The sequence below is a fragment of the Bradyrhizobium sp. 142 genome (genome assembly GCF_023074015.1).
GTDB lineage: Bacteria > Pseudomonadota > Alphaproteobacteria > Rhizobiales > Xanthobacteraceae > Bradyrhizobium.
The window spans coordinates 38,504-63,986 of record NZ_JADPKQ010000167.1; the positions used below are offsets into that span (position 1 = coordinate 38,504).

At 63.6% G+C, this 25,483-nt stretch carries 23 protein-coding genes, 1 tRNA gene and 1 pseudogene; 4 read left to right on the forward strand and 21 right to left on the reverse strand.

Going from position 1 to position 25,483, the window contains the following annotated elements:
- Positions 1-71: 71 nt before the first annotated feature.
- The 9 genes from rpoB to IVA82_RS15670 all read right to left on the reverse strand — a co-directional run bounded on the left by rpoB (position 72) and on the right by IVA82_RS15670 (position 9,809).
- Positions 72-4,187, reverse strand: coding sequence for a DNA-directed RNA polymerase subunit beta (gene rpoB, locus IVA82_RS15630; protein ID WP_247387525.1), 4,116 nt, complete (start codon positions 4,185-4,187; stop codon positions 72-74).
- A 503-nt stretch (positions 4,188-4,690) separates the two neighbouring features.
- Positions 4,691-5,062, reverse strand: coding sequence for a 50S ribosomal protein L7/L12 (rplL, locus tag IVA82_RS15635; protein WP_148737858.1), 372 nt, complete (start codon positions 5,060-5,062; stop codon positions 4,691-4,693).
- 54 nt (positions 5,063-5,116) lie between these two features.
- Positions 5,117-5,635 carry a 50S ribosomal protein L10 gene (rplJ, locus tag IVA82_RS15640; protein ID WP_247387526.1) on the reverse strand — a complete coding sequence of 173 codons (519 nt, stop codon included), beginning with the start codon at positions 5,633-5,635 and terminating at the stop codon, positions 5,117-5,119.
- Between the two features lie 576 nt (positions 5,636-6,211).
- Positions 6,212-7,165: a 2-hydroxyacid dehydrogenase gene (locus IVA82_RS15645; RefSeq protein WP_247387527.1), complete on the reverse strand. Its 954-nt coding sequence runs from the start codon at positions 7,163-7,165 to the stop codon at positions 6,212-6,214.
- 122 nt (positions 7,166-7,287) lie between these two features.
- Complete coding sequence (gene rplA, locus IVA82_RS15650; protein WP_148737861.1) at positions 7,288-7,980, reverse strand: 50S ribosomal protein L1; 693 nt, start codon at positions 7,978-7,980, stop codon at positions 7,288-7,290.
- 6 nt (positions 7,981-7,986) lie between these two features.
- Complete coding sequence (rplK, locus tag IVA82_RS15655; protein ID WP_007602986.1) at positions 7,987-8,415, reverse strand: 50S ribosomal protein L11; 429 nt, start codon at positions 8,413-8,415, stop codon at positions 7,987-7,989.
- Between the two features lie 241 nt (positions 8,416-8,656).
- Positions 8,657-9,214 (reverse strand): transcription termination/antitermination protein NusG, encoded by a 558-nt coding sequence (gene nusG / locus IVA82_RS15660; protein WP_038942315.1) that lies wholly within the window; start codon positions 9,212-9,214, stop codon positions 8,657-8,659.
- Entirely contained in the window at positions 9,214-9,405 is a 192-nt protein-coding gene (secE, locus tag IVA82_RS15665; RefSeq protein ID WP_007611620.1) for a preprotein translocase subunit SecE, read from the reverse strand. The genes nusG and secE overlap by 1 nt, the downstream gene beginning before the upstream one ends.
- A 328-nt stretch (positions 9,406-9,733) precedes the next feature.
- A tRNA-Trp gene (locus IVA82_RS15670) sits at positions 9,734-9,809 on the reverse strand.
- A gap of 254 nt (positions 9,810-10,063) precedes the next feature.
- Here IVA82_RS15670 and IVA82_RS15675 point away from each other — a divergent pair.
- Positions 10,064-11,181: pseudogene (locus IVA82_RS15675) on the forward strand (serine hydrolase domain-containing protein).
- A 182-nt stretch (positions 11,182-11,363) separates the two neighbouring features.
- Here the strand turns inward: IVA82_RS15675 and IVA82_RS15680 are convergent.
- Both IVA82_RS15680 and IVA82_RS15685 read right to left on the reverse strand, forming a co-directional pair.
- Entirely contained in the window at positions 11,364-12,131 is a 768-nt protein-coding gene (locus IVA82_RS15680) for an SDR family oxidoreductase (protein WP_247387528.1), read from the reverse strand.
- A 72-nt stretch (positions 12,132-12,203) separates the two neighbouring features.
- The gene (locus IVA82_RS15685) at positions 12,204-12,902 is read right to left on the reverse strand and encodes a histidine phosphatase family protein (RefSeq protein ID WP_247387529.1); all 699 of its coding nucleotides are present in this window, start codon (positions 12,900-12,902) and stop codon (positions 12,204-12,206) included.
- Positions 12,903-13,035: 133 nt separating this feature from the next.
- Here IVA82_RS15685 and IVA82_RS15690 point away from each other — a divergent pair, with 133 nt between their 5' ends.
- Positions 13,036-13,821 (forward strand): SDR family oxidoreductase, encoded by a 786-nt coding sequence (locus IVA82_RS15690; protein ID WP_247387530.1) that lies wholly within the window; start codon positions 13,036-13,038, stop codon positions 13,819-13,821.
- A gap of 487 nt (positions 13,822-14,308) precedes the next feature.
- A complete protein-coding gene (gene argE / locus IVA82_RS15695) occupies positions 14,309-15,481 on the forward strand; it encodes an acetylornithine deacetylase (protein WP_247387531.1) in 1,173 nt (390 codons plus the stop codon).
- Between the two features lie 146 nt (positions 15,482-15,627).
- Here argE and IVA82_RS15700 read toward each other — a convergent pair whose 3' ends face one another.
- From IVA82_RS15700 to IVA82_RS15710, 3 genes are all read right to left on the reverse strand, one after another.
- A complete protein-coding gene (locus IVA82_RS15700; protein ID WP_247387532.1) occupies positions 15,628-16,254 on the reverse strand; it encodes a LysE family translocator in 627 nt (208 codons plus the stop codon).
- Positions 16,255-16,465: 211 nt separating this feature from the next.
- Positions 16,466-17,524, reverse strand: coding sequence for a phosphotransferase family protein (locus IVA82_RS15705; RefSeq protein WP_247387533.1), 1,059 nt, complete (start codon positions 17,522-17,524; stop codon positions 16,466-16,468).
- A 130-nt stretch (positions 17,525-17,654) separates the two neighbouring features.
- Positions 17,655-18,890, reverse strand: coding sequence for an acyl-CoA dehydrogenase family protein (locus IVA82_RS15710; RefSeq protein WP_247387534.1), 1,236 nt, complete (start codon positions 18,888-18,890; stop codon positions 17,655-17,657).
- 217 nt (positions 18,891-19,107) lie between these two features.
- Here IVA82_RS15710 and IVA82_RS15715 point away from each other — a divergent pair, with 217 nt between their 5' ends.
- Positions 19,108-19,779 (forward strand): TetR/AcrR family transcriptional regulator, encoded by a 672-nt coding sequence (locus IVA82_RS15715; RefSeq protein WP_247387535.1) that lies wholly within the window; start codon positions 19,108-19,110, stop codon positions 19,777-19,779.
- Positions 19,780-20,001: 222 nt separating this feature from the next.
- On the opposite strand, the gene IVA82_RS15720 is transcribed toward IVA82_RS15715, so the two are convergent.
- The 7 genes from IVA82_RS15720 to IVA82_RS15750 form a co-directional block, all read right to left on the reverse strand.
- A complete protein-coding gene (locus IVA82_RS15720; RefSeq protein ID WP_247387536.1) occupies positions 20,002-20,217 on the reverse strand; it encodes a hypothetical protein in 216 nt (71 codons plus the stop codon).
- Between the two features lie 116 nt (positions 20,218-20,333).
- On the reverse strand, positions 20,334-20,540 hold the full coding sequence (locus IVA82_RS15725) for a 3-keto-5-aminohexanoate cleavage protein (protein ID WP_247387537.1): 207 nt from the start codon (positions 20,538-20,540) through the stop codon (positions 20,334-20,336).
- Positions 20,541-20,578: 38 nt separating this feature from the next.
- Positions 20,579-21,808 carry a CaiB/BaiF CoA-transferase family protein gene (locus IVA82_RS15730; RefSeq protein WP_247387538.1) on the reverse strand — a complete coding sequence of 410 codons (1,230 nt, stop codon included), beginning with the start codon at positions 21,806-21,808 and terminating at the stop codon, positions 20,579-20,581.
- A 155-nt stretch (positions 21,809-21,963) separates the two neighbouring features.
- Positions 21,964-23,169, reverse strand: coding sequence for an MFS transporter (locus IVA82_RS15735; RefSeq protein WP_247387539.1), 1,206 nt, complete (start codon positions 23,167-23,169; stop codon positions 21,964-21,966).
- Between the two features lie 173 nt (positions 23,170-23,342).
- Positions 23,343-23,546 carry a hypothetical protein gene (locus tag IVA82_RS15740; protein WP_247387540.1) on the reverse strand — a complete coding sequence of 68 codons (204 nt, stop codon included), beginning with the start codon at positions 23,544-23,546 and terminating at the stop codon, positions 23,343-23,345.
- A gap of 26 nt (positions 23,547-23,572) precedes the next feature.
- Positions 23,573-24,907 carry a sorbosone dehydrogenase family protein gene (locus IVA82_RS15745; RefSeq protein ID WP_247387541.1) on the reverse strand — a complete coding sequence of 445 codons (1,335 nt, stop codon included), beginning with the start codon at positions 24,905-24,907 and terminating at the stop codon, positions 23,573-23,575.
- Positions 24,904-25,356 carry a DUF2231 domain-containing protein gene (locus IVA82_RS15750; protein WP_247387542.1) on the reverse strand — a complete coding sequence of 151 codons (453 nt, stop codon included), beginning with the start codon at positions 25,354-25,356 and terminating at the stop codon, positions 24,904-24,906. Before IVA82_RS15750 ends, IVA82_RS15745 begins: the two co-directional genes overlap by 4 nt.
- Between the last annotated feature and the right edge of the window lie 127 nt (positions 25,357-25,483).

A 25,483-nucleotide genomic window follows, 5' to 3' on the forward strand; every position in this document is an offset into this window, starting at 1 on the left:
GGCGCCCCGCCCTCAAGTCCCAGGGTGGAGCACCGCTGCCCGGCCGAGCCGGCCGGGCATGATGGATCGCGTTACTCGGCTGCTTCCGCCGTCCCCGGCCCGACCTTGGAATTGTGCAGGTCGACGTTGAGGCCGAGCGAGCGCATTTCCTTGACCAGCACGTTGAACGATTCCGGAATACCGGCCTCGAACGTGTCGTCGCCGCGCACGATCGCCTCGTACACCTTGGTACGGCCGGCGACGTCGTCCGACTTCACCGTCAGCATCTCCTGGAGCGTGTACGCCGCGCCGTAAGCCTCGAGCGCCCACACCTCCATTTCGCCGAAGCGCTGGCCGCCGAACTGCGCCTTGCCGCCCAGCGGCTGCTGGGTGACGAGCGAGTACGGACCGATCGAACGCGCGTGGATCTTGTCGTCGACCAGATGGTGCAGCTTGAGCATGTAGATGTAGCCCACCGTCACCTTGCGATCGAACGCATCGCCGGTGCGGCCGTCATAGACGGTCGACTGACCCGACGCGTCGAGACCGGCGAGCTTCAGCATCTCCTCGATGTCGGCTTCCTTCGCGCCGTCGAACACCGGCGTCGCGATCGGCACGCCGTGGCTCAGGTTGCGGCCGAGTTCGATCAGTTCGCCGTCGTTGAGCGACTTGATCGTCTCGTCGTCGCCGTAGACCTTCTTCAAGGTCTCCTTCAGCGGCTTGATATCCTGCTTCGACAGATACGCATCGACCGTCTGGCCGATACGCTTGCCGAGGCCGGCGCAAGCCCAGCCGAGATGCGTCTCAAGGATCTGTCCGACGTTCATGCGCGAAGGCACGCCCAGCGGATTGAGCACGATGTCGGCATGCGTACCGTCTTCCAAGAACGGCATGTCCTCGATCGGCACGATCTTCGACACCACGCCCTTGTTGCCGTGGCGGCCGGCCATCTTGTCGCCAGGCTGGATCTTGCGCTTCACCGCGACGAAGACCTTGACCATCTTCATCACGCCGGGCGGCAGCTCGTCGCCGCGCTGAAGCTTCTCGACCTTGTCGAGGAAGCGCTGCTCGAGCCCCTTCTTCGACTCGTCGTACTGCTTCCGCATGGCCTCGATCTCGGCCATCAGCTTGTCGTTGGGCGAAGCGAACAGCCACCACTGCGACTTCGGATACTCCTCGAGCACCGCACGGGTGATCTTGGCGTCCTTCTTGAAGCCCTTCGGACCCGCGATGCCCTGTCGTCCCTCGAGCAGCTCGGCGAGACGGTTGTAGACGTTGCGGTCGAGGATCGCCTGCTCGTCGTCGCGGTCCTTGGCCAGACGCTCGATCTCTTCCCGTTCGATCGCCAGCGCACGCTCGTCCTTGTCGACGCCGTGACGGTTGAACACGCGCACTTCGACGATGGTGCCCTGCACGCCCGGAGGCACGCGCAGCGAAGTGTCGCGGACGTCGGAGGCCTTCTCGCCGAAGATGGCGCGCAGAAGCTTCTCTTCCGGCGTCATCGGGCTTTCGCCCTTCGGCGTGATCTTGCCGACCAGGATGTCGCCGGCGCGCACTTCCGCGCCGATGTACACGATGCCGGCTTCGTCGAGGTTCTTCAGCGCTTCTTCCGAGACGTTTGGAATGTCGCGGGTGATTTCCTCAGGTCCGAGCTTGGTGTCACGGGCCATCACCTCGAACTCCTCGATGTGAATCGAGGTGAAGACGTCTTCCTTCACGATCCGCTCGGAGAGCAGGATCGAGTCTTCGAAGTTGTAGCCGTTCCACGGCATGAACGCGACCAGCACGTTACGGCCGAGCGCGAGCTCGCCGAGATCGGTCGACGGACCGTCGGCGATGATGTCGCCCTTCTTGACGATGTCGCCGACCTTCACCAGCGGACGCTGGTTGATGCAAGTCGACTGGTTGGAGCGCTGATACTTCATCAGCCGGTAGATATCGACGCCCGACTTGGTCGGATCGAGATCTTCGGTGGCACGGATGACGACGCGGGTGGCGTCGATCTGGTCGATCACGCCCGAACGGCGCGCGGCGATCGCAGCACCCGAGTCACGGGCGACCACGCCTTCCATGCCGGTGCCGACGAACGGCGCCTCGGCGCGAACCAGCGGCACCGCCTGGCGCTGCATGTTCGAGCCCATCAGCGCGCGGTTGGCGTCGTCGTTCTCGAGGAACGGGATCAGCGCGGCTGCGACCGAAACCAGCTGCTTCGGCGACACGTCCATGTAGTCGACCTTGTCCGGCGTCACCGGCAAGACTTCGCCGGCATGACGGCAGACCACGAGGTCTTCGGTGAAGCGACCCTTCGGATCGAGCGGCACGTTGGCCTGCGCGACCGTGTAGCGGCCCTCTTCCATCGCCGAGAGGTACACGACCTCGTCGGTGACGCGGCCGTCCTTGACCTTCCGATACGGCGTCTCGACGAAGCCGTACTTGTTCACGCGCGCGAACGTGGCGAGCGAGTTGATCAGGCCGATGTTCGGACCTTCCGGCGTCTCGATCGGGCAGATGCGGCCGTAATGCGTCGGATGCACGTCGCGCACCTCGAAGCCGGCACGCTCGCGGGTCAGACCGCCCGGTCCAAGCGCCGAGAGACGGCGCTTGTGGGTGATCTCCGACAGCGGGTTGGTCTGGTCCATGAACTGCGACAGCTGCGAGGAGCCGAAGAACTCACGCACTGCGGCAGCCGCCGGCTTGGCGTTGATCAGATCCTGCGGCATGACCGTGTCGATGTCGACCGAGGACATGCGCTCCTTGATCGCGCGCTCCATGCGCAGGAGGCCGATGCGGTACTGGTTCTCCATGAGCTCGCCGACCGAGCGCACGCGGCGGTTGCCGAGATGGTCGATGTCGTCGATCTCGCCCTTGCCGTCGCGCAGGTCCACCAGCGTCTTGATGACGGAGAGGATGTCTTCCTTGCGCAGCGTACGCTGGGTGTCGGGCGCATCGAGGTCGAGGCGCATGTTCATCTTGACGCGGCCGACCGCGGAGAGGTCGTAGCGCTCGGCGTCGAAGAACAGCGACTGGAACATCGCCTGCGCCGAATCCAGCGTCGGCGGCTCGCCCGGACGCATCACGCGGTAGATGTCGAACAGCGCGTCCTCGCGCGTCATGTTCTTGTCGGCCGACAACGTGTTGCGGATGTAAGCGCCGACATTGACGTGGTCGATGTCAAGCAGCGGCAACTCCTTGTAGCCGTGCTCATTGAGCGCCTTCATGGACTTGTCGGTGATCTCTTCACCGGCTTCCGCGTGGATCTCGCCGGTCTTGGGATTGACGAGGTCCTCGGCGAGGTAATTGCCGACGAGCTCCTCATCCGACAGACGCAGCGCCTTCAGTCCCTTTTCCTGCATCTGACGCGCACCGCGAACGGTGAGCTTCTTGCCGGCCTCGAGCACGACCTTGCCCGTGTCGGCGTCGATCAGGTCGTTGATGGTCGAATAGCCACGGAACCGGTTGGCGTCGAACGGAACTCGCCAGCCTTCCTTGGTCCGCTTGTAGAGGACCTTCTTGTAGAACGTGCTGAGGATCGCCTCGCCGTCGAGGCCGAGCGCGAACATCAGCGACGTCACCGGCAGCTTGCGGCGGCGATCGATACGCGCATAGACGATGTCCTTGGCGTCGAACTCGATGTCGAGCCAGGAGCCGCGATACGGGATCACGCGGGCGGCGAACAGCAGCTTGCCCGAGGAGTGGGTCTTGCCCTTGTCGTGGTCGAAGAACACGCCGGGCGAACGGTGCATCTGCGAGACGATGACGCGCTCGGTGCCGTTGACGATAAAGGTGCCGTTCATCGTCATGAGCGGGATGTCGCCCATGTAGACGTCCTGCTCCTTGATGTCCTTCACCGATTTGGCGCCGGTTTCTTCGTCGATATCGAACACGATGAGGCGCAGCGTCACCTTGAGGGGCGCCGCGAACGTCATGCCGCGCTGGCGGCACTCATCAACGTCGTATTTCGGCGGCTCGAACTCGTAGCGGACGAATTCCAGCATCGAGGTGCCGGAGAAGTCCGAGATCGGGAACACCGAACGGAACACCGCCTGCAAGCCTTCATCGGACCGCCCGCCCTGGGGTTCGTCGACCATCAGAAACTGGTCATACGACGCCTTCTGAACCTCGATGAGGTTCGGCATCTCGGCGACTTCCTTGATGTGTCCGAAGAACTTGCGAACGCGTTTGCGACCGGTGAATGTCTGCTGCGCCATCGTGGCCTCTCATTTCGTCGCCCGCTTTGGGCGCGCCGTCCAGGACTCGGCTGCCGCCGCTCCCCGGGTTGAATTTTTCGAACCCGTTTTGGGGATCGAAAGTCCAGTTTCAGGCCGTCATGTCCTGAATCCGTTCTTCAGACCTTCAAAACGCAAAACGACGCGCGGGGCGCAGTGGCGCGCCCGCCCGTCACAACGATCGTCTTCACGGACTGAAAAAGCCCGAAATAGCCTGCTCTCCCAACGGCTTACAGGGAAATGCGCTATCCCCGCCACCGCGCTTTCGTGCTGTCGACCCGATATGGGGCGACAATAGTGGAGATTCGAGGGGTAAACCCTCAAATCCCCACACTTTTTTGTGTTCGGCCTGCGTCGGGACGTTCCGTCGCACGCCTTTTGCATTCAACCCGCCTCTTCGGGGCCGGATGCCGGCCGCCGAAACTGCGAGTCGGGATCCCGGGTCTTGCTGTCGCTCGCCCGGATCTCGCGCAAGCAAGCGCCGCTTACTTGAGCTCGACCTTCGCGCCAGCCTTCTCGAGCTGGGCCTTGATCTTGTCGGCCTCGTCCTTGTTCACGCCTTCCTTGACAGGCTTCGGCGCACCCTCGACGAGGTCCTTTGCTTCCTTCAGGCCCAGGCCGGTGATGGCGCGGACTTCCTTGATGACTTCGATCTTCTTGTCGCCGGCGGAGGCGAGAACGACCGAGAACTCGGTCTTCTCTTCGGCCGGAGCGGCGGCGGCAGCGGCCGGGCCTGCCACCGCGACAGCGGCAGCGGCGGACACGCCCCACTTCTCTTCGAGGAGCTTCGCGAGTTCGGCAGCTTCGAGCACGGTGAGGCTCGAAAGGTCGTCAACGATCTTCTGCAGGTCAGCCATTGTTCAGTTTCCTTACGTGTAAGTCTGGTTCGGGTTTGAGTTTTGCGAAGGGCGTCAGGCCGCTTCGCCCTTTGAGGCATGAGCCTGAATGACGCGCGCCAGCTTGCCGGCGGGCGCATTGGCGAGCTGGGCCAGCTTGGTCGCCGGGGCCACGATGAGGCCGACGATCTTGGCACGCAGTTCGTCAAGCGACGGCAGCGAGGCAAGAGCCTTCACGCCGTCGACATTCAGAACGGTCTTCCCCATCGAGCCGCCGATGATGACGAACTTTTCGTTCGCCTTGGCGAATTCGATGGCGACCTTTGGCGCCGCTACCGGATCGTTGGAAGTCGCGATCACGGTCGGCCCCTTCAGCATGGGGCCGATGGCAACGACGTCAGTGCCTTCAAGAGCAATTTTGGCGAGACGGTTCTTCGAGACCTTCACCGAGGCGCCCGCCAGCTTCATCTGCGTCCGCAGCTTCTGCATCTGGGCAACGGTGAGGCCGGAATATTGAGCAACGACCGCGACGCTCGTGGCCTTGAAGACCCCATTGAGCTGTTCGACCGCCTCTTTTTTTGCCGCTCGTTCCACAGCAAGCTCTTTCCGGTTGGCAGTCGTCGCGACAAGCGGGACCGCCGGGTTGCACCCATCGTCCCACCCAAACCTGAACCTCTGGGCCAAAACCCTTTGGACACGCCGGGGCGAGACAACGATTAAAGCCTGCCCTCCCGAAGCCTTTTGGGCCCACGGGGTGTCGAGGTCCGAACCAAACCCATTTCGCACCTGCCCGAAAGCGGAATGCGATGTGAAATCCGGTCTTCACCCGTCTATGCAGGCCATGCGATTAAGTCATTGGGAAATCGAAACTTCCCGCCGGCGCCTGCAGTCTTGGACAGGACAAGGTCAGCCGGCGAACCGCCTGACCTCTGCCCGCACCCCACCAACCGATGGCTTTCCTCCCTTTTCCGGCAAATCCTTACGGACGTCCTGAAAAGGAATGATCTCCTGTCGTGTCGGGTTTTCGGAATGCGTGCACGGGCGCGCTAGCCATGGCCAGCACGTCCGGAAGCGGTTCTTTAACCGCTCTCTGCCTGCTTGCCAAGAGCAAAATTCACACCAGTTCCAATCGATTGCCGGCCGGACCCGATGCGGCCGAAAAGGACCAATTCAGGCCGTTTTGACCGCGTGCGGCAGCGGCTTTCCCTCGAAAAACGCGCTCAGGTTCGCCAGCACGCAATTCTGCATGGCGACGTGCGATTCGAGGGTGTGGCCGCCGATATGCGGGGCCAGCACGACATTGGGCAGCGCCGTCAGCGCATCGGGAGCGTGCGGCTCCGTCTCGTAGACGTCGAGGCCGGCGCCGGCGATGCTCTTGTCGGTCAGCGCCGCAACGAGCGCCTTCTCGTCGATGACGGAGCCGCGTGAGATGTTGACGACATAGCCATCCGCGCCGAGGCGCTTGAGGATATCGGCGTTGACGGCATGCTGGGTCACGGGGCCGGCGCGGACCGCGATCATCAGCACGCTGCACCAGTCGGCGAGCATTTCCAGCGTCGGGAAATATTGATAGGGCACATCGCGCTGGCTGCGGCTGAAATAGCCGACTTCGCTCTCGAACGCCGCGCAGCGCGCAGCGATCTTGCGGCCGATCTCGCCCATGCCGTAGATGCCGATGCGGCGGCCGGGCATGCCGGCCTGCGGCCGCATCATTGGCGACTGTTTTGAGGACGCCCAATCGCCGCTGCGGACATAGTGGTCTGCGGCCAGGATTCGCCGCGTCGTCGCCAGCATCAGGGTTATGGCGATGTCGGCGACCGAGGCGGCATTGGCCCCGGGGCTGTGGCCGACCGCGATGTTGCGCGCGGCCGATGCCTTCAGATCGATGCCGTCATAGCCCGTGCCGTAGCAGACGATTGCGCCGAGCTTCGGAAACAGGTCCATCGCATCCGCATCGAGCGGGGTGCCGCCCGCGGTCAGCATCGCGCGGATACCGCCGAGTTCGTCGGACGAGAACAATTCCTGCGCCGGCTTGCCGCCGGTGTCGAGCAGCTCAAAACGCTCGGCGAAACGCGCCAGCATGCTCTTCGGAAAGCGCGAGTAAATCAGGACCTTGTCAGCCATTGTTCTTGTTTCCAGTGAACGCCGTCACAAACGACGAGGGGCGGAATCGGTTGCCCAATTCCGCCCCTCGCCGCATGCAATTTTCAAACCTCAGCCGAGGCGAACTTTAGCCCAGACAAGCCTTAACCGAGAATAGTGCCCGGCTCGACCTTCACGCCGGGGCCCATCGTCGAGGACACCGCAACGCGCTGGATGTAGGTGCCCTTGGAGCCGGCCGGCTTCGCCTTGGAGACCGCGTCCGCGAGCGCCTTGATGTTTTCGACCAGCTTGTCCTCGGAGAACGAGGCCTTGCCGACGCCGGCCTGCAAGATGCCGGCCTTCTCGACGCGGAACTCGACCGAGCCGCCCTTGGCACCCTTCACCGCACCGGTGACGTCCATGGTCACGGTGCCGATCTTCGGGTTCGGCATCAGGCCGCGCGGGCCGAGCACCTTACCGAGACGGCCGACCAGCGGCATCATGTCGGGGGTGGCGATGCAGCGGTCGAACTCGATCGTGCCATTCTGCACCTTCTCGACCAGGTCTTCAGCGCCGACGACGTCGGCACCAGCAGCCTTGGCTTCGTCCGCCTTGGCGCCGCGGGCGAACACGCCGACGCGGAGCGTACGGCCGGTGCCGTTCGGCAGGGTGACGACGCCGCGGACCATCTGGTCGGCGTGGCGAGGATCGACGCCGAGGTTGATCGCGACCTCGATGGTCTCGTCGAACTTCGCCTTCGCGCGCTCCTTGACCATCTTGATGGCGTCCGCGAGCGGATAAAGCTTTTCGCGGTCAACACCTTCGCGGGCTTTGTTCAAACGCTTTCCGATTGCCATGACCGTTTACCCCGCCACTTCCAGGCCCATCGAACGGGCAGAGCCCTCGACCATCTTCATGGCCGACTCGATCGAGTCGCAATTGAGATCCTTCATCTTCTTCTCGGCGATCTCGCGCACCTGCGCTTTGGTCACCGCGCCGGCCTTGTCACGGCCCGGCGCCTTCGAGCCGGACTGGATCTTGGCAGCCTGCTTGAGGAAGAACGACATCGGGGGCGTCTTCATCTCGAAGGTGAACGAACGATCGGCGTAGATCGTGATCACCACCGGAATCGGGGTATTCTTCTCTTCCTTCTGGGTCTGGGCGTTGAACGCCTTGCAGAACTCCATGATGTTGAGACCGCGCTGACCAAGCGCGGGACCGATCGGGGGCGAGGGATTCGCCGCACCGGCCGGGACCTGAAGCTTCAGGTATCCGGTCACTTTCTTTGCCATGTATCACTCCTGTTGTACCGGCAGATCCGCCGGCGGTTTCAGGTTCGTGGTCTGGGTCGGGTGCGGCTGGCGACCGCCCTCTCCCTCCCACGGCCTCTCTTCTCCCTCGCCCCGCTCTTGCGGGGAGAGGGCCGGGTGAGGGGCAGCCACACGCACCGAATGCGCGGGGAGTCCCCCTCACCCGGACCGCATCTGCGACGCGGTCCGACCTCTCCCCGCAAGCGGGGAGAGGTAATCATAGTCAGACCTTCTCGACCTGACCGAATTCCAACTCGACCGGCGTGGCGCGGCCGAAGATCGACACCGCGACCTTCACGCGCGAGCGCGCCTCGTCGATTTCCTCGACCACACCCGAGAACGAGGCGAACGGGCCGTCGGCCACGCGCACGTTCTCGCCGATCTCGAATGACACCGACGCCTTCGGCCGTTCCACGCCCTCCTGCACCTGGTGCAGGATGCGCATGGCCTCGGCTTCCGAGATCGGCATCGGCTTGTTCTCGGCGCCGAGGAAGCCGGTCACCTTCGGCGTGTTCTTGATCAGATGAAACGCCTCGTCGGTCAGCTTCATCTTCACCAGCACGTAGCCCGGGAAGAACTTGCGCTCGGCGTCGATCTTGCGGCCGCGGCGCACTTCCGTGACCTTTTCGGTCGGCACCAGCACCAGTTCGAACAGCTCCTCGAGCCCGCGTTGCTTGGCCTGCTCGCGGATCGATTCGGCGACCTTCTTCTCGAAGTTCGAATAGGCGTGGACGATATACCAGCGCTTGTCGGACGATTGGGTTGCGGCGGCTGTTGCCATCAGTGAATGCCCAAAAGGAAGGTGATGAGATAGCGGATGATCTGGTCGGCGGCGAAGAAGAAGATCGACGCCACCGCAACCATAACGAACACCATGATAGTGGTGATCGTCGTCTCGCGGCGGGTCGGCCACGTGACCTTGGCGGTCTCCGAGCGAACCTCCTGCAAGAACTTGAACGGGCTGACTGCCATCGTTTGATGTCCAACGTCCGTTGACAGACGCGAATGAATTTCAGGGATCCGAACAGCCGCCGTTGGCCCAGCCCTCTCGTGAAGGATGAGCCGGAAACCGGGCTCGATTGTTCGGGGATTTCAAAGCCGCGCCGGAGATCCGCGTCTAACGGGCCGGCTGCGAGTGCGGCGTAGATACTGCGGATGGGACCAAACGTCAAGGTGGAGGCCAGCTGGCCGGCTGGCGCGCCACGGCCAACGGACCTGATCGGGATCAATAGCTTACCCGGTCCTGATCAACCGCGGCACGAGCTTCCGGGCGTTCTGATCTCAGGCGTCGGGAATTAGCTGGCAGGAGTGGCAGGGCTCGAACCTGCGACCCCCGGTTTTGGAGACCGGTGCTCTACCAATTGAGCTACACTCCTACGAACCCTGCGTCGCCTTAGGGTCAGGCGCGCTTTCAAGCACAGGGGGCGGCCGGATTGCAAGGGTGAAGCGCGCTTGCTTCGCTTGTTTGTGCCGCGGCTTCCGGGCCACACTTCATCCCGACAATAATGAACAGCCGGGAGTGACCATGACCGCTACAGCCGTCCCTCAAGCCGGGATCACGCCGAAAATCCCATCCCTGCCCGAGGCCAAGCCGGAAACGCTGGGCCTGTCACGCCTCCGGCTTCAGGCGATGTCGGACGCGTTCAAGCGCGAGATCGACAAGGGAACCGTTCCCGGCGTCACCGTGCTGGTGGCGCGGCGCGGCCAGGTCGGCTGGTTCGAGGCGATCGGCAAGCAGAGCCCGACCAGCGCCGCGCCGATGGCGCATGATTCGATCTTCCGGATCTTCTCCATGACCAAGCCGATCGTGTCGGTTGGCATCATGGCGCTGGTCGAGGACGGCGACCTCCTCCTCAGCGACGCCGTCGCCAAATTCATCCCGGAGTTCGCCAATCAGAAGGTCGGCGTCGTCAGCGGCGGCAAGCTGGAACTGGTTCCGGCCAAACGGCCGATGACGGTGCAGGACCTGCTCCGCCATACCTCGGGCCTGACCTATGAGAACCAGGGCGATGGCCCCGTGCACAAGCTCTACCAGGACTCGCGGGTGCGCAGCCGCAAGATCAGCAACGCCGAGCATGCCGCATTGGTCGCAAGCTTCCCACTGGTCTGCCACCCGGCGAGGAGTTCAACTACAGCCGCTCCACCGACATCCTCGGCCGCATCACCGAAATCGTCAGCGGCAAATCCCTCGGCGCGTACCTCACTGAGCGCATCCTCGCCCCGCTCCAGATGGCCGAGACCGGCTTTTCGACAGCTGAGGCAAATGCCGGCCGGCTTGCGGAGCCCTTCGCAGCCGATCCCTGGACCGGCGACAAGGTCGCGCTCTTCAATATGCTGGAGGAGCCGGTGATGGAGTCCGGCGGCGGCGGCCTGGTCTCGACCACGATGGATTATGCCCGCTTCTGCCTGATGCTGCGCAACGGCGGCACGCTCGACGGCAACAGGATCATCGGCCGCAAGACGCTGGAATTGATGGCGTCCGATCACCTCGGGCCTGGCGTGCAAATCAACGGCACCCTGCTCTCACCGGGCCACGGCTTTGGTCTCGGCTTCGCCGTGCGCAGGGAGCCCGGCATCGCCCCGTTCCCCGGCAGCGTCGGCCAGTATTTCTGGAGCGGCATTGCGGGAACGTTCTTCTGGATCGATCCGAAAGAGGATCTGTTCGCGGTGTTCATGAGCCAAGGCCCGGGACAGCGCGACTATACGCGCACGCTGGTGCGGGATTTGGTTTACGCGGCGGTGGATTGAGGTGACACCGCATCCCCATTCTCGCTGTCATGCCGAGCGGGGCATCCAGTACTCCGTGGCGGCAATTGGTTCACTCACTGCTGCCGCGGAGTACTGGATCGTCCGCCCCAGTACGCAAGCGCATACAAGGCGGACGATGACACCCAGTATGAGGCGGCAGCCCCCTTCCCACATGAGCGACATCAACTAATCGTCGCGCCGCCGTCGATCACCATGGTCTGGCCGGTCATGAAGTCGCCGGCCTTGGAGCCCAGGAACACGGCCGCGCCGGCGATCTCGTCGGGGATGCCGATGCGCAAGAGCGGCGAGCGCGCGGTCGAGGCTTTCAGATTCTCCGGATTGTCCCACAACGCCTTGGCGAAATCGGTCTTGATCAGGCCGGGCGCGATGCAGTTCACGCGGATGTTGTCCTTGCCGTATTCGCAAGCCAAGTTGCGCGCGAGCTGCATGTCGGCGGCCTTCGAGATAGCGTAGGCGCCGAGGATTGTCGAGCCTTTGAGGCCTCCGATTGAGGAGACGATGATGATCGAGCCGTCCTTGCGCTCGATCATCTGCGGCACCACCATCGAGATCAGCCAGTTGTTGGCAACGATGTTGTTGTCAAGAATTTTTCGAAACTGATCGTCGGAGATGCCGGCGAGCGGACCGTAATACGGGTTCGAGGCGGCGTTGCAGACCAGCACGTCGATCTTGCCGAAGGCACGGTTGCTCTCGTCGACGAGGTTTTGCAGGTTTTCCTTGGACGAGATGTTGGCGGCGACCGCTAGTGCGGTGCCCTTGCCGAATCTGTCGTTGATACCCTTCGCGACCCCGTCGCAGACGTCGGCCTTGCGCGAGGATATCACCACCTTGGCGCCGTGCTCGGCCATGCGCTCGGCAATCGCAAGCCCGATGCCGCGCGTCGAGCCGGTGATGACGGCGACTTTTCCCTTCATGTCGAACAAGGTCATGTTTCTCTCCCAGAGTGACGATTTCGTTTTCGCAAGCTTACGCCGCGATTGCGCGACGACACAATCACCGCGTCACGCGAGCTTCTTGACTTCCGGTCCCGCCGGCTGATGCATCGCCGCGTGCGCATCGTCCGCGATCCATGGCTGCTGGTTGACCATCGGCAGCCGCCAGACTGTGCGCTCGGGACTGGCAAAATAGTCGAGCCGGGTCACCGAACAATTGTCGATGTCGAATGATAGTCCCCGCTCCGGCTGGCCGTCGAGCGCCAAGCCGAGTGCCGCCTTGATGGTGCCGCCATGGGCGACAGCGATCACATCCTGTCCCGCAGCCTCCGCATTGATCCGCTCGATGGTGCGGCGCGTACGGTTGTAGAGATCCATGAAACTTTCGCCGCTGGGCGCGGGCTCGTTGATGTCGGCGAACCAGCTCGTGCCGATGGGGCGGCTCGCGATGAAGGCGGCGCGGTTCATGCCCTGCCAGCGGCCAAGATTCTGTTCGGCGAGGTCCGCCTCCCATGTCATGGTCGCAGGCCGGGGGAAGCCGGCGGCCCAGATAGCTTCCGCGGTCTGGTGCGTGCGCTTGAGGTTGCTCGAATACCAGACCGCCTTGCGTGGCAACACCTTGGCAACAGCATTGAACACATAGGTGTCACTGGTGTCGCAGGCGATGTCGGACTGGCCGTAGATGTTGCCGCCGTCGTTGCGCACCGGCGCGTGACGGACCCACCACCATCGTGTCGTGACCACGTTCGGCTTGTCTGCGCCTGCCATCGAAACCCTTCCATCCCGTGTGATGTCGCTGTACGTGAGTAGCGAACGTGCCTCAAGACACTTTACCGTTTGAAATCTTGTTTGAAATTCCGCCGCGCGGCAAGCGTCGCGCGCGAACCAAAGGGAGAAGCGCATGGGCCGCCTGCAAGGCAAATCCGTCATCATCACCGGCGCCGGCAGCGGCATCGGTCGCGCGGCCGCGCTGCTGTTCACCAGGGAAGGCGCAAGACTGATCGCGGTCGATCGCACCGAGGCGGTGAAGGAGACTGTCGACGAGGTGAAGAAGGCCGGCGGGGTCGCCGAAGCGATGATCGCGGACGCAGGTTCCGAGAAAGATGTCATCGCCGTTATCGACAAGGCGGTGGCGATGCACGGCCGGCTCGACGTAATCTGGGCCAATGCCGGTGTCTCCGGCGGGCTCGTTCCGCTCGCCGAGCAGACCGTGGAGCATTGGCAGGAGGTTTTGCGGGTCAATTTGATCGGGCCGTTCCTCGCCGTGAAGTATGCGATGCCGCACATGGTGAAGCAGCAGTCCGGCGCGATCGTGCTGACCGCATCCGTCGCAGGCCTCAAGGCCGGCGCAAGCGGGCATCCCTATGCGGCAAGCAAGGCCGGCGTGATCTCCCTTGTGCAGACCACGGCCTACTCGCTCACCGGCACTGGCGTGCGCATCAACGCGGTGTGCCCGGGCCTGATCGAAACCGGCATGACCAAGCCGATCTTCGACCGCGCCAAGGAACGCGGGACCGCCGACAAGATCGGCCAGCTCAATCCGCTCAAGCGCCCCGGCCAGCCGCACGAGCTCGCGGCGATGGGGCTGTTCCTGGCGAGCGACGAAGCGTCGTACGTCAACGGACAGGCGTTCCCGGTGGACGGCGGGCTGACGGCGTCGATGCCGTATGCAGGCAAGCCGGTTTAGCACGGGCTCTCTCGTGTCCCGGACGCGCTGCAACGCGTTAGCGTTGCGGCGCTGCGTCCGGGTGGAGTTTTCGCGCGCGCCTGCATCAACACCGTCATTGCGAGGAGCCCTTGCGACGAAGCAATCCAGAATCCCTCCGCGGAACGATTCTGGATTGCTTCGCTGCGCTCGCAATGACGGAGTGTGCGGGGAAGGACATCGCTCCTTCAATTCGCATTTCAGAACGCAGACACAGCTTCGCATCCTCGCGGCGCGTTTCGCCCGACGGGCAACGTAAAGCCTTGTCGCCCTCCCGCGTCATTCCGGGCGCGACGAAGTCGCGAACCCGGAATCCATTTCACCGCGCGTGATGCCGCCCGATGGATTCCGGGGCTCAATGCTGCGCATCGCCCCGGAATGACATCTGCGGCTTCATTTGCCCGACTGGCCGCAATATTGGTATGGTTCGTGCAGGCACCTCAGCCTCCTCCCTAACAAGAACGTGAAAATGCTGGACTCAAGACCCGACTGTATCCGCAAACTGCTCGCCGACCTCGTCGCTTTCGACACCGTCAGCGATCGCTCCAACCTGCCCCTGATCACTCATATCGAAGACTATCTCGCCTCGCTCGGCGTCAAGAGCCAGCGCATCGTCGACGAGACCGGACAGAAGGCGTCGCTGTGGGTCACGATCGGGCCGGAAGACCAGCCCGGCCTGGTGCTGTCGGGTCACACCGACGTGGTGCCCGTCGTGGGCCAGCACTGGACCCACGATCCGTTCAAGCTGATCGAGCGTGACGGCAAGCTCTACGGCCGCGGCACCACCGACATGAAAGGCTTTGTCGCGGTGTGCCTTGCGATGGTGCCGGAGATGCTGGAAGCCAAACTCAAGACGCCGATTCATCTCGCGATCTCCTACGACGAGGAGATCGGCTGCGTCGGCGTGCGGCCGATGCTCGGCGAGGTCGCCAAGAAACGGATCAAGCCGCTCGGCTGCTTCGTCGGCGAACCGACGCAAATGCAAGTCATCATTGGCCACAAGGGCAAGCACGGCGTGCGTGCGACGTTCAAGGGGCTCGCCCGCCATTCCTCGATCGCGCCCGACGGCGTCAACGCCATCGAATATGCCGCCGAGCTCATTACCGAGATCCGCCGCCGTGCCGTGCTTCTTGCGAGCGAAGGCGCGCGTGACGAGCTCTACGACGTCCCCCACACCACTCTGCTCACCAGCATCGTGCATGGCGGCGCCGCGCTCAACATCGTGCCGGACCAGTGCACCGTCGAGTTCGAATGCCGCGGCATCGGCATCACCGAGTCCAAGCAGGTGACCGACACGATCATCGCCTGGGCCAAGGCCGAGATCGAGCCCGCGATGAAGGCGAAAAATCCCGAGTGCGGCATCGCGTTCGAGGAGATCCTCGACTACCCCGCGCTCGACACCGGCGCCGACGCAGCGATCGTCACGCTCGCAAAAAGCCTCGCGGGCCGCAACGACCATGCCAAGGTCGCCTTCGGCACCGAGGCCGGCCTGTTCGTCAGCATGGCCGGCGTGCCGTCGGTCGTGATCGGCCCCGGTGGGATCGCGCAGGCGCATACGCCGGACGAATTCGTGGAGATGTCGGAGCTGTTGAAATGCGCGGGCTTCGTCGAGAAGCTGATCGCGCATTGCGCGAAGGGGTAGAGTGCCTCCTCGTCATTGCGAGGAGCTCTTGCGACGAAGCAATCCAGGATGCCGCCGCGGAGATAGTCTGGATAGCGAAGCGACATGCGGGACCGCCGTCCCCGGATATCGCTTCGCTTGCCCGGGCTGCGGCCGCATCGCTTGCCTCAACGCTCCTGCAATGCCAGCCGCGCGCCGATTGCGCAATAGATGGTCCCGACCACTTTGCCTTGCCATTTAGCGATAGCGGAGTGACGGCGGAGAAGATTGCCGAGGCGGCCGGCGCTGACGGCGAAGACGACCGTGCTGACCAGGCCAAGCAGCACAAAGACAATACCGAAGACAGCGAGCTGAAGCACGGTCGAGCCGTTCTCCGGCCGGACGAATTGCGGCAGCAAAGCGAGAAAGAACAGCGCAGTCTTCGGATTGAGCACCTCGGTCAGCACGGCTTGCCGAAATGCGCGGGCAGCGCTGATCGACGGCGTGCGAGCGGCCATCTCGATCGGCGCCTTGTCGAGTATTGCGCGAATGCCGAGATAGATGAGAAACGCTGCGCCCGCGTATTTGATGATGCTGAACAGCAGCGCGGACGTGGCGATGATCGCCGAGAGGCCGACGATCGCCATGGTGGTATGGACGATGTCTCCCGCAGCAATCCCCGCGCCTGTCGCGATGCCGGCTTTCGTTCCGGAGCTTGCGGCGCGCGCCATGGTAAGAAGCGTGGCCGGGCCGGGAATGAAGACGAAGCCGAGCACGATGAAGATGTAGGTGATGAGGGTGGTGTGGTCGATCATGCACGGAGCCCTTTTTGCACTCACGTCAGAGCAGCATCGCTGTCATGCCCCGGCCTGGCCGGGGCATCCAGTACGCCGCAGCTTCTCCGTATCCCCGCCTGCCTGGAATACTGGATTGCCCGCTTTCGCGGGAAATGACGCGGAGTGTGCAGGTAAACCGGGCGCAACAAAAGCAATAAGCGCGGTCTGATCGGCCGCGCCTTCGCATCTCCTAAACGGCTCCCGCCTTCTGCGCGTACTCCCATGACGCCTTCGACAGCGGCACGGTGCGCTTGGCGGATTCGAGGGCCTTGGCGTTGGCGGCGGTGCCATCGCGGATGCGGCCGGCAATTCCTTGCGTGATGCCGGCTAGGCGGAACAGATTGTAGGAGAAGTACCAGTTGAGGTCCGGCACGCTCATCTTGGTGACGTTGCAATAGATCTGCGCGGCCTCTTCGACGCTGGGGATGTTGAGCGCCTTGAGATCGACGCCCTGCAATCCCGGCATCACCCACTGCATCAACAGATAGGTGAAGTCGGCCATGGGATCGCCGAGGGTCGACAGCTCCCAGTCCAGCACGGCCTGCACGCGCGGTTCCGTTGCGTGGAAAATCATGTTGTCGAGGCGATAGTCCCCATGGACGATCGAGACCCGCGCCTGCTCCGGCACCGTCCTCGGCAGCCATTCGGCGACCTTCTCGAACTCCGGAATGTGCTGGGTCTCGGAGGCCCGGTACTGCTTGGTCCAGCGGTCGATCTGGCGCGCGAAGTAATTGCCGGGCTTGCCGAAATCGCCAAGGCCAATCGCGACGGGATCGAACAGGTGCAGCCTGGCGAGCGTCTCAATCTTGCTGGTGAATATCTTGCGGCGATCCTCCGGTGTCTGGCTCGGCAGCGACGGATCCCAGAACACCCGGCCCTCCTCCATCGACATGATGTAGAAGGCGGCACCGATGACGCTGTCGTCCTGGCACAGCGCATAGGCGTGCGCGACCGGAAAACCCTGCTTGCCGAGCGCTGCGATCACGCGGTATTCGCGATCGACCGCGTGCGCCGACGGCAGCAATTTGCCGAACGGTTTTCGGCGCATCACATAGGAGCGCTTCGGCGTATTGAGCCGGTAGGTCGGATTGGACTGGCCGCCCCTGAACTGGAGCACGACCAGCGGCCCTTCATAGCCTTCGACGTGATCACGCATCCAGGCTTCGAGCCGCAGCTCGTCGAAGCGATGACGCTCCTCGACCGGCTTGGTGCCCGAGAACTCTTCGTCTTTCCTGACGCCGTCAGCCACGATGACGCTCCCTCTTCAGTCGAAGCATGATCCGAGCCGGTCACCGCTGACGCATTTGCGTCAAGCGGTCGCCGGTCGCGGATCATGCCCTGTCGTTTCTTAAGTCGGGAGCGCCAGCAGGCTCTCCCTCTTAACGATTGGGAGAATTTGCATACTTCCGAACTTCAAGTCTGGCAATGGCGCGATTGTGCACCTCGTCCGGACCGTCAGCGAGACGCAGCGTGCGGATGCCGGCATAGTCCTTGGCAAGGCCGGCCTCGTCCGAGACGCCGGCGCCGCCAAAGGCCTGGATCGCCTCGTCGATGATCTTCAGCGCCATGTTGGGCGCTGCGACCTTGATCATGGCGATCTCGGCTTGCGCGGTCTTGTTGCCGACCTTGTCCATCATGTCGGCGGCCTTGAGGCAGAGCAGACGCGTCATCTCGATGTTGGTGCGGGCCTCGCCGATGCGCTGCTCCCACACCGAATGCTCCACGATCTTCTTGCCGAACGCGGTGCGCGACATCAGCCGCTTCACCATCTTCTCCAGCGCCTCCTCGGCCTTGCCGATGGTGCGCATGCAGTGATGGATGCGGCCCGGACCGAGGCGGCCCTGCGCGATCTCGAAGCCGCGACCCTCCCCGAGCAGGATGTTCTCTTTCGGCACCCGCACGTTCTCGAGCAGCACCTGAGCGTGACCATGCGGCGCATCGTCGAAGCCGAACACGGGCAGCATCTTCTCGACCTTGATGCCGGGGGTGTCGAGCGGAACCAGGATCTGCGACTGCTGCTGATGCTTGGCCGCCTTGAAGTCGGTCTTGCCCATCAGGATCGCGATCTTGCAGCGGGGATCGCCGACGCCGGATGACCACCATTTGCGGCCGTTGATGACGTAGTGATCGCCGTCCTTCTCGATGCTGGTCTCGATGTTGGTCGCATCCGACGACGCCACCGCCGGTTCCGTCATCAGGAAGGCGGAGCGGATCTCGCCATCCATCAGCGGACGCAGCCATTTGCGCTTCTGCTCCTTGGAGCCGTAGCGCATGAACACTTCCATATTGCCGGTGTCTGGCGCGGAACAGTTGAAGACTTCCGAAGCCCAGGAGATGTGGCCCATCTGCTCCGAGAGCAGCGCATATTCGAGATTGGTCAGGCCCGCGCCGCGGAATTCGTCGTCCTCATGCTCGTTTGGCGGCATGAACATGTTCCAGAGGCCTTCGGCCTTCGCCTTCTTCTTGAGGTCTTCCAGGACTGGGATCACCTTCCAGCGATCGCCGCTCTTGTCCTGCTCGTTGTAGATCGGCACCGCAGGGCGCACGTGCTTGGTCATGAAGGACTGCACGCGGTCGAGCCATTCCTTCTGCTTGGGCGACAGATCGAAATCCATGGGACGCTCCTCGTCTCTCTGTTTTGCAAACCGCTTTTGTGCCGGACTGTCCTCCCGCCTGCGCTGGTCCGCAAGCGCGAATGCATCGCCTGCGGCTTGCCGAGAAACCTGGTCGCAGTTGCGCTGGGTTCTCTGTTGCGGATTGACTTTTCCCGGTCTTCAAACGATAGTTTCATACAACTGTTTGAATTGCAACTCCCCTCCCCTGAGGGCATCCATGGCCAGCGATCATACGAGGTCTGCCATTCTCGCCGCCGCCGAGCGGCTCTATGCCGATCGCGGTTTCGGCGACGTGACGCTGCGCGACATCGTCGCGGAAGCCAATGTCAACCTGGCTGCGGTGAACTATCATTTCGGCTCGAAGGACGAGTTGATCGCGGAACTGTTCGTCACCCGCTCGATTGCGACCAACCGCGAGCGCCTGCACGAATTGAAAACGGCCGAAGAGCGAGGCGGCGGCCGCGCGCCGATCGAGGTGATCTTGCGCGCCCTGGTCGGCCCGACCTTGCGCGGCTGCCTGGGCCCGCAGAACCAGCGCTCGACCGCGGCGCGCTTCATGATCCGCGCCTCGATCGAGTCCGTGCCGCCGATCCGCCGCATCAAGAACCGCGAGATCGACCATCTGCGGAAATTCGTCGGCGCGATGCGCCGCTCGCTGCCAGACCGCAGCGACGTCGATATCTACTGGGGCCTCAATTTCGCACTTGCGATGGCGCATCACACCATCCGCGAGAGCGAGCGGCTGACGAAACTGTCGGAAGGCAAATGCGATCTTGACGACGTCGAGGACGTCGTCGCCCGCGTGGTCAGCGTCGCAACGATGGCTCTGACGGCGGGACGAGTGGAGACGAAGGCGCCGGCGCGCGCGCTGGCGAGAGACGCACGCTAGTGCGCTGCGCTCCATCTCCCCGTTCTTACGGGGCGATAGTTGGGGGCTGCTTCCACAACGACGATGAAAGTTGGACTTGCGGAGAGTCCCCCTCACCCGGAATCCGCGCTACGCGCGCATTCCGACCTCTCCCCGCAAGCGGGGCGAGGTCGGATAACCGCCTGACTACATCATCTTGCAGCTGGCATGCTTCGCTTCTGATCAAAGTGTCCGCGAGAGCGGCTAGGCGTGCTGTGGCATCTCCTCGGCCTCTTCCTTGGCGAGCAGCAGCAGCATCTCGATGCCCATCTCGCCTTCCTGCGGCGAGCGGATGAACTTTATTTCGTCGGAACTTTGCCGCAGCGCGGCAACGATCGCGACAGCTTGGTTGGCCGTTGCCGCCTCGGTCGCCAGGACCGCCGTCTGGTTCCTGGACTGAAACCCGATCGTGTAGGACATTTGTTTCTTCCCCCGAACGCTAATGCACCGGATGCTCAAGATGGGATCAGAGTCGGGCGAAAAGTGGAAGCCGGGTCGACTACGGACCGGATTCACTTGGGGATTGCGGGCAAGCTTCAGGCAAGCCCGAGTATTGCGCGTCCTCTGCGGTCGCGACGATGGCACCGGGGCTCTTGAGGAGCCCCACGGCATGCGCGACGGGTTCCGCATTGGTCGTCGCCAACACGCTCTTGGACATATAACAATACGCTCTTGGACATATAAAGATTGTCCTCCATGCCGACGCGGACATGGCCGCCGAGCAAAAAGGCCTGCGCCAGCATCGCGAATTCGGCCCGCCCGAGAGGCGAAGCAAGAAGCGTCAGATCACGCCCTGCTGCTTCAGCGTCTCGATCTTACCGGCATCATAGCCGAGTTTACCACCGAGCACCTCCTGGGTGTGCTCCCCGAGCAGCGGCGGAGCGCGGTAGGTCTCGATCGGCGTCTCCGAGAAGGTCAGCGCGTTGCGGATCAGCGACAGCTCCGGATCGAACTTGTGCTTCGTCTTCACCCGCATGCCGCGCTCCTGCACGTGCGGATCGGAAAACACCTGCGAGAAATCGTTGATGGGACCTGAGGGCACCCCGGCCTTCTCGAGCTCATCGAGCCAGTAGGCCACCGGCTTTTTCAAGAACAGGCCGGCGAAGATCGCCATGATTTCCCTGCCGTGCACGACGCGGTCGTTGTTCTTGAGGAAGCGCTTGTCATTGGCAAGCTCGGGCTCCCCAAGCACCGCGCAGGTGCGCTGGAACTGGCCGTCATTGCCGACCACCAGCATCAGCTCGCCGTCGGTGCAGCGGAACACGCCGGCCGGCATGCCGCCATTGCCCCAGGTGCCGCGCCGCGGCGGGGTTGTGCCGTTGACGAGGTAGATCTGGAGCCAGTGGCTGAGCGAGGCGATCACGGTGTCGAGCAGGCAGACGTCGAGATGCTGTCCGACACCATCATTGGCGTCGCGATGGTAAAGCGCCGAGAGAATCCCGATCGAGGTATTCATGCCGGTCATGTAGTCGACGATGGAGGGACCGACTTTCATGGGGCCCTCGCCCGGCTCGCCGTCCATATGGCCGGTGACGCTCATCAGGCCGCCCATCGCCTGCAGGATGGCGTCATAGCCAGCGCGCGGCGCGTAGGGGCCGGTCTGGCCGAAGCCGGTAACCGAACAATAGATGATGCCGGGATTGACCGCCTTGATCGTCTCGTAATCGAGCCCGTAGCGCTTGAGATCGCCGACCTTGTAGTTCTCCATGAAGACGTCGACGTCTTTGGCAAGCTCGCGGATGATCGCCTGCCCCTCGGGCTTGGCGATATTGACGGTGACCGACTTCTTGTTGCGGTTGGCGCAGAGATAGAACGAGTTGTTGTTGTTCGCCTTGCCCTCGGGATCGGTCAGGTATGGCGGGCCGAACGCGCGCGCGTCGTCGCCGGTGCCGGGCCGCTCGATCTTGATCACCTCCGCACCGAGATCGCCCAGCATCTGGGCCGACAAAGGTCCCGCGAGCACGCGCGTGAGGTCAAGGATCTTGATGCCTGAAAGCGGCAGGGCCGACATGTCGATTTCCTCCGGGAACTGGGTCTTGGCGCGGCGGCTCGAAGCGGACCTGCGCTTCCTGCGGATACACTATTTTGGGGCGCTGAGCACTGCACTTCGGGCATACGGCCATCCGCCCGCCGGGCCGCACGGTGGTGAATTCCGCGACGCGAATATCACACCGCGCCGGCCGCAGCCATCTGTGGCCGCCTGCGGCGGAGCAGGACCAGGATCAGCACGGTTGCACAAGAGCAGACAAAGGTGAGACTGAGCGCACCGCGGCTGCCGAACTGGGTGAGCAGGCCGACAAGCAGGGGCGGAGAAAGCGCGGAGGCCAGATTGAGCGGCAGCGCGATCATCGACATTGCCCTGGTGAACGCGGCCTGGTCGTAGAAGACCAGCGGGATCGTTGCCCGCGCCACCGCCATCGCGCCGCTGCCGGCGCCATAGAGCAGGATGAAGACGGCGACCGCCCAGGTCGCCCCCTCGCTCATCATCAGGAGCAACATGGCGACCGGCAGCGCCGTCCCTGCGACCAGGCCCGTGGTGATTCCGTCCCATCGCCCGGCGCCGAGGAAGTCGAGCCCACGAGCGCTGACCTGGATCACGCCGAGCATCGAGCCGAACGCGAGCGCCTGCGCCGGCGCCAGCCCCTCTGCCCGGAGCAGCTCGATCATGATGGCGCCTAGGCCGAAATTGACGAAAGCATTGAGCGTGATGGCGGCGACGACGAGGCCGAACGTGCTTCGGGGGATCGCAGGCGCATCCGCAGGCTTGACCGCCGTACCGCCCTCACCCTTGGCGACGCTGCGGCGCGGAGCGGCGAATGCATAGAGCGGAACGGAGACGAGGATCAGCATGGCCGCGTAGACGAGGCAGGTCCAGCGCCAGCCGAGGTGAGCGCTCAGGAACGACGTGGCCGGCCAGAAGATGCTGCTCGACAGCCCCGTCACCAGCATCAGCGCGCCGATGGCGTTCTTGGCCTGCCGCCCGGCGACCTCGTTCAGCATGATGTAGGCGCCGGTCGAGAGCGTGGCGCTGCCGGCCATGCCGAGGATGATCCAGGTGGCGAAATAAAGCACCGGCTCGCGCGCCAGGGACAGCAGAACGAAGCCGGGTACCGCCAGAACCGTGCCGGTCATCATGACCTTTCGCGCGCCATGCCGCGCAAAGACCCTGGCCAGCCAAGGGGCGCACAGCCCCATCGCAATATAGAGAACCGAGGTGCCGGCGAACACCGCCGGCAGGCTCATGCCGAGATCGGCCGCGATCTCGCGCCCGACGATGGCGGGAAGCCCGATCGTGCCCCACCCGACCAGTTGGGTGATCGCCAGCACCAGCAGGACGCCGATGAGCCTGCTGTCAGATTTCAGGAACCGCATTCCAATCGTCACCCACCCGGCAGGCGCGGATCACGCCTGTGCGGAATGTCTTACCCGCACCCGCCGCGATCAGGAAACGTCGGTTCCGAATAGCACCGCGGCGCCAGCCGCAGGTCGGCTCTACGAAGGCAACACAAGGAGCAATGGTCGAAGCATTCGTCTTTCCGGCTGAGCTAGCTCCCGAGTGCAGTCTCACCCGGCTCGCGCCCGGGCACGCTGACATGGACTTCATGTCCCTGGCGCAGCGCCAGCGAGGCCGCAGCCACCGCCGATTCGAATGCCGATTCCTTGGTGGCGTATTTTCCGTTGATGTTGCCGTCGTGCAGCACGCCCCATTCGTCCTGCACCGGCACGATTGCGTATTGAGCAAGGCCCATTGTCCAACTCCTCCCGTTCTCAAGGTCTATCGTTGCGTGACCTGCGGATGCGTTGCGGTGACCCGCCACACCGTGTTGCCGCTGTCGTCGGCGACCAGCAGCGCGCCGGTCTTGTCGATGGCGACGCCGACGGGGCGGCCGCGCGCCTGATTGTCGCTGTTCAAGAAGCCGGTGACGACGTCCTGCGCCGGTCCGCTCGGCTTGCCGTCGCTGAACGGCACGAACACGACCTTGTAGCCGTTCAGGACCTGCCTGTTCCAACTGCCGTGCTCGCCGACGAAGGCGCCGCCACGATAGGCGCTCGGCAGGCTGTTGCTGGTGTTGAAGGCGAGCCCGAGCGGCGCGACATGCGAGCTCAGCGCGTAGTCCGGCACGATCGCCTTGGCGACGAGATCCGGCCGCTCCGGCTTGACGCGGGGATCGACGTGCTGGCCGTAATAGCTGTAGGGCCAGCCATAGAAGCCGCCGTCCTTCACCGAGGTCATGTAATCGGGCACGAGATCGGGGCCGAGTTCGTCGCGCTCGTTCACCACCGTCCACAGCGCCCCGGTCTGCGGCTCGAAGCTCAGGCCGTTTGGATTGCGCAAGCCGCTTGCAAAGATACGCCAGCGGCCACTGGCACGATCGACCTCGAGGATCGCGGCGCGATTGTGCTCGGCCTCCATGCCGTTCTCGGTGATGTTGCTGTTGGAGCCGACGCCGGCATAGAGCTTCGATCCATCGGGGCTTGCCACCAGGCTCTTGGTCCAGTGATGGTTGATCGGCCCGCCCGGCAGCGGCGTCAGCACCGTGCCGGGCGCGGTGATCTTGGTGTCGCCTTCGGTGTAGGGATATCTGACGATCGCGTCGGTGTTGGCGACATAGAGATCGTTGCCGACCAGCGCGACGCCGAACGGCGAGTTGAGATGGTCGAGGAACACGCTCTGCGTCTCCGGCACGCCGTCGCCATTGCTGTCGCGGAGCAGCGTGATGCGGTTGCTCGGACCGCTATCGCCGCCGGATGTCGCCCAGGATTCGACGAAGCCCATGACGATTTCCTTGGGCCGCTTGATCGGTGCGCCCTTCGGCGCCTTGGATTCCACCACCAGCACGTCGCCATTGGGAAGCACGTAGAGGGAACGCGGATGCTGCAAGCCCGTTGCGAATGCCTTGGCCTGCAGGCCCTGCGCGACCGTCGGCGTCTCGTCCTTCTTCCAGCCGACAATGCGCGCGATGTGGATCGGCGGCAGCAGAAATTGCCGGAGCTCCGGCAGCGTCGGGTTGGGGCCGACTTGCGCCTTGGGATCGCCGCTGCCGTCATCGCAGCCGGCGAGACACAGCAGCGAAGAGCACAGCAGCGCGCGGGCAAGCATCGATCTCATGGCGCAACTCCCACGCCGTGGCGATACACCATGGCCCAGCCGAGCCAGCCGGTGATGGGGAGGATCAGCACAGTGATCACCGAAAGAATGAGCCCCGTCGGCCACACCGAGGTCCAGGCGTCGCGCGCGTGGATCAACACATTGACGATCGCCAGGATCAGCGCCAGCCCGTTTCCGATCAGATGCGGCCACGCCGGCGTCTGCGCCCGCACCAGATGGTTGCCGAGAAAATCGGTCAGGCCTGCGATGGCCGCCAGCACGCCGAAGATGACGCCGACGATCAAGAGCCAGGCCGAAAAATCCGCCCACATGATCTCGGCGGTGACGACATAGGCAATGTCGGTCAGCAGCGCGCCGACGAAGCACGCGATCGGAACCGGCACCAGCATCGGATGAATTGGATGGCCGGCGATTTGCGCGGTGGAGCGCAGGCGCACAGCTTCTTGCACGGTTGGCCTCGTGACATTTCGTCCACTCGACCCGCCAACTCGTGCTTGCCGCGAAGGTTCCTGCGGAAGGCTTTAGCTCCCCGCTGTCAGCGCGGTGCGGTCGGAGTTCGCACCTCCGTCGACTCGG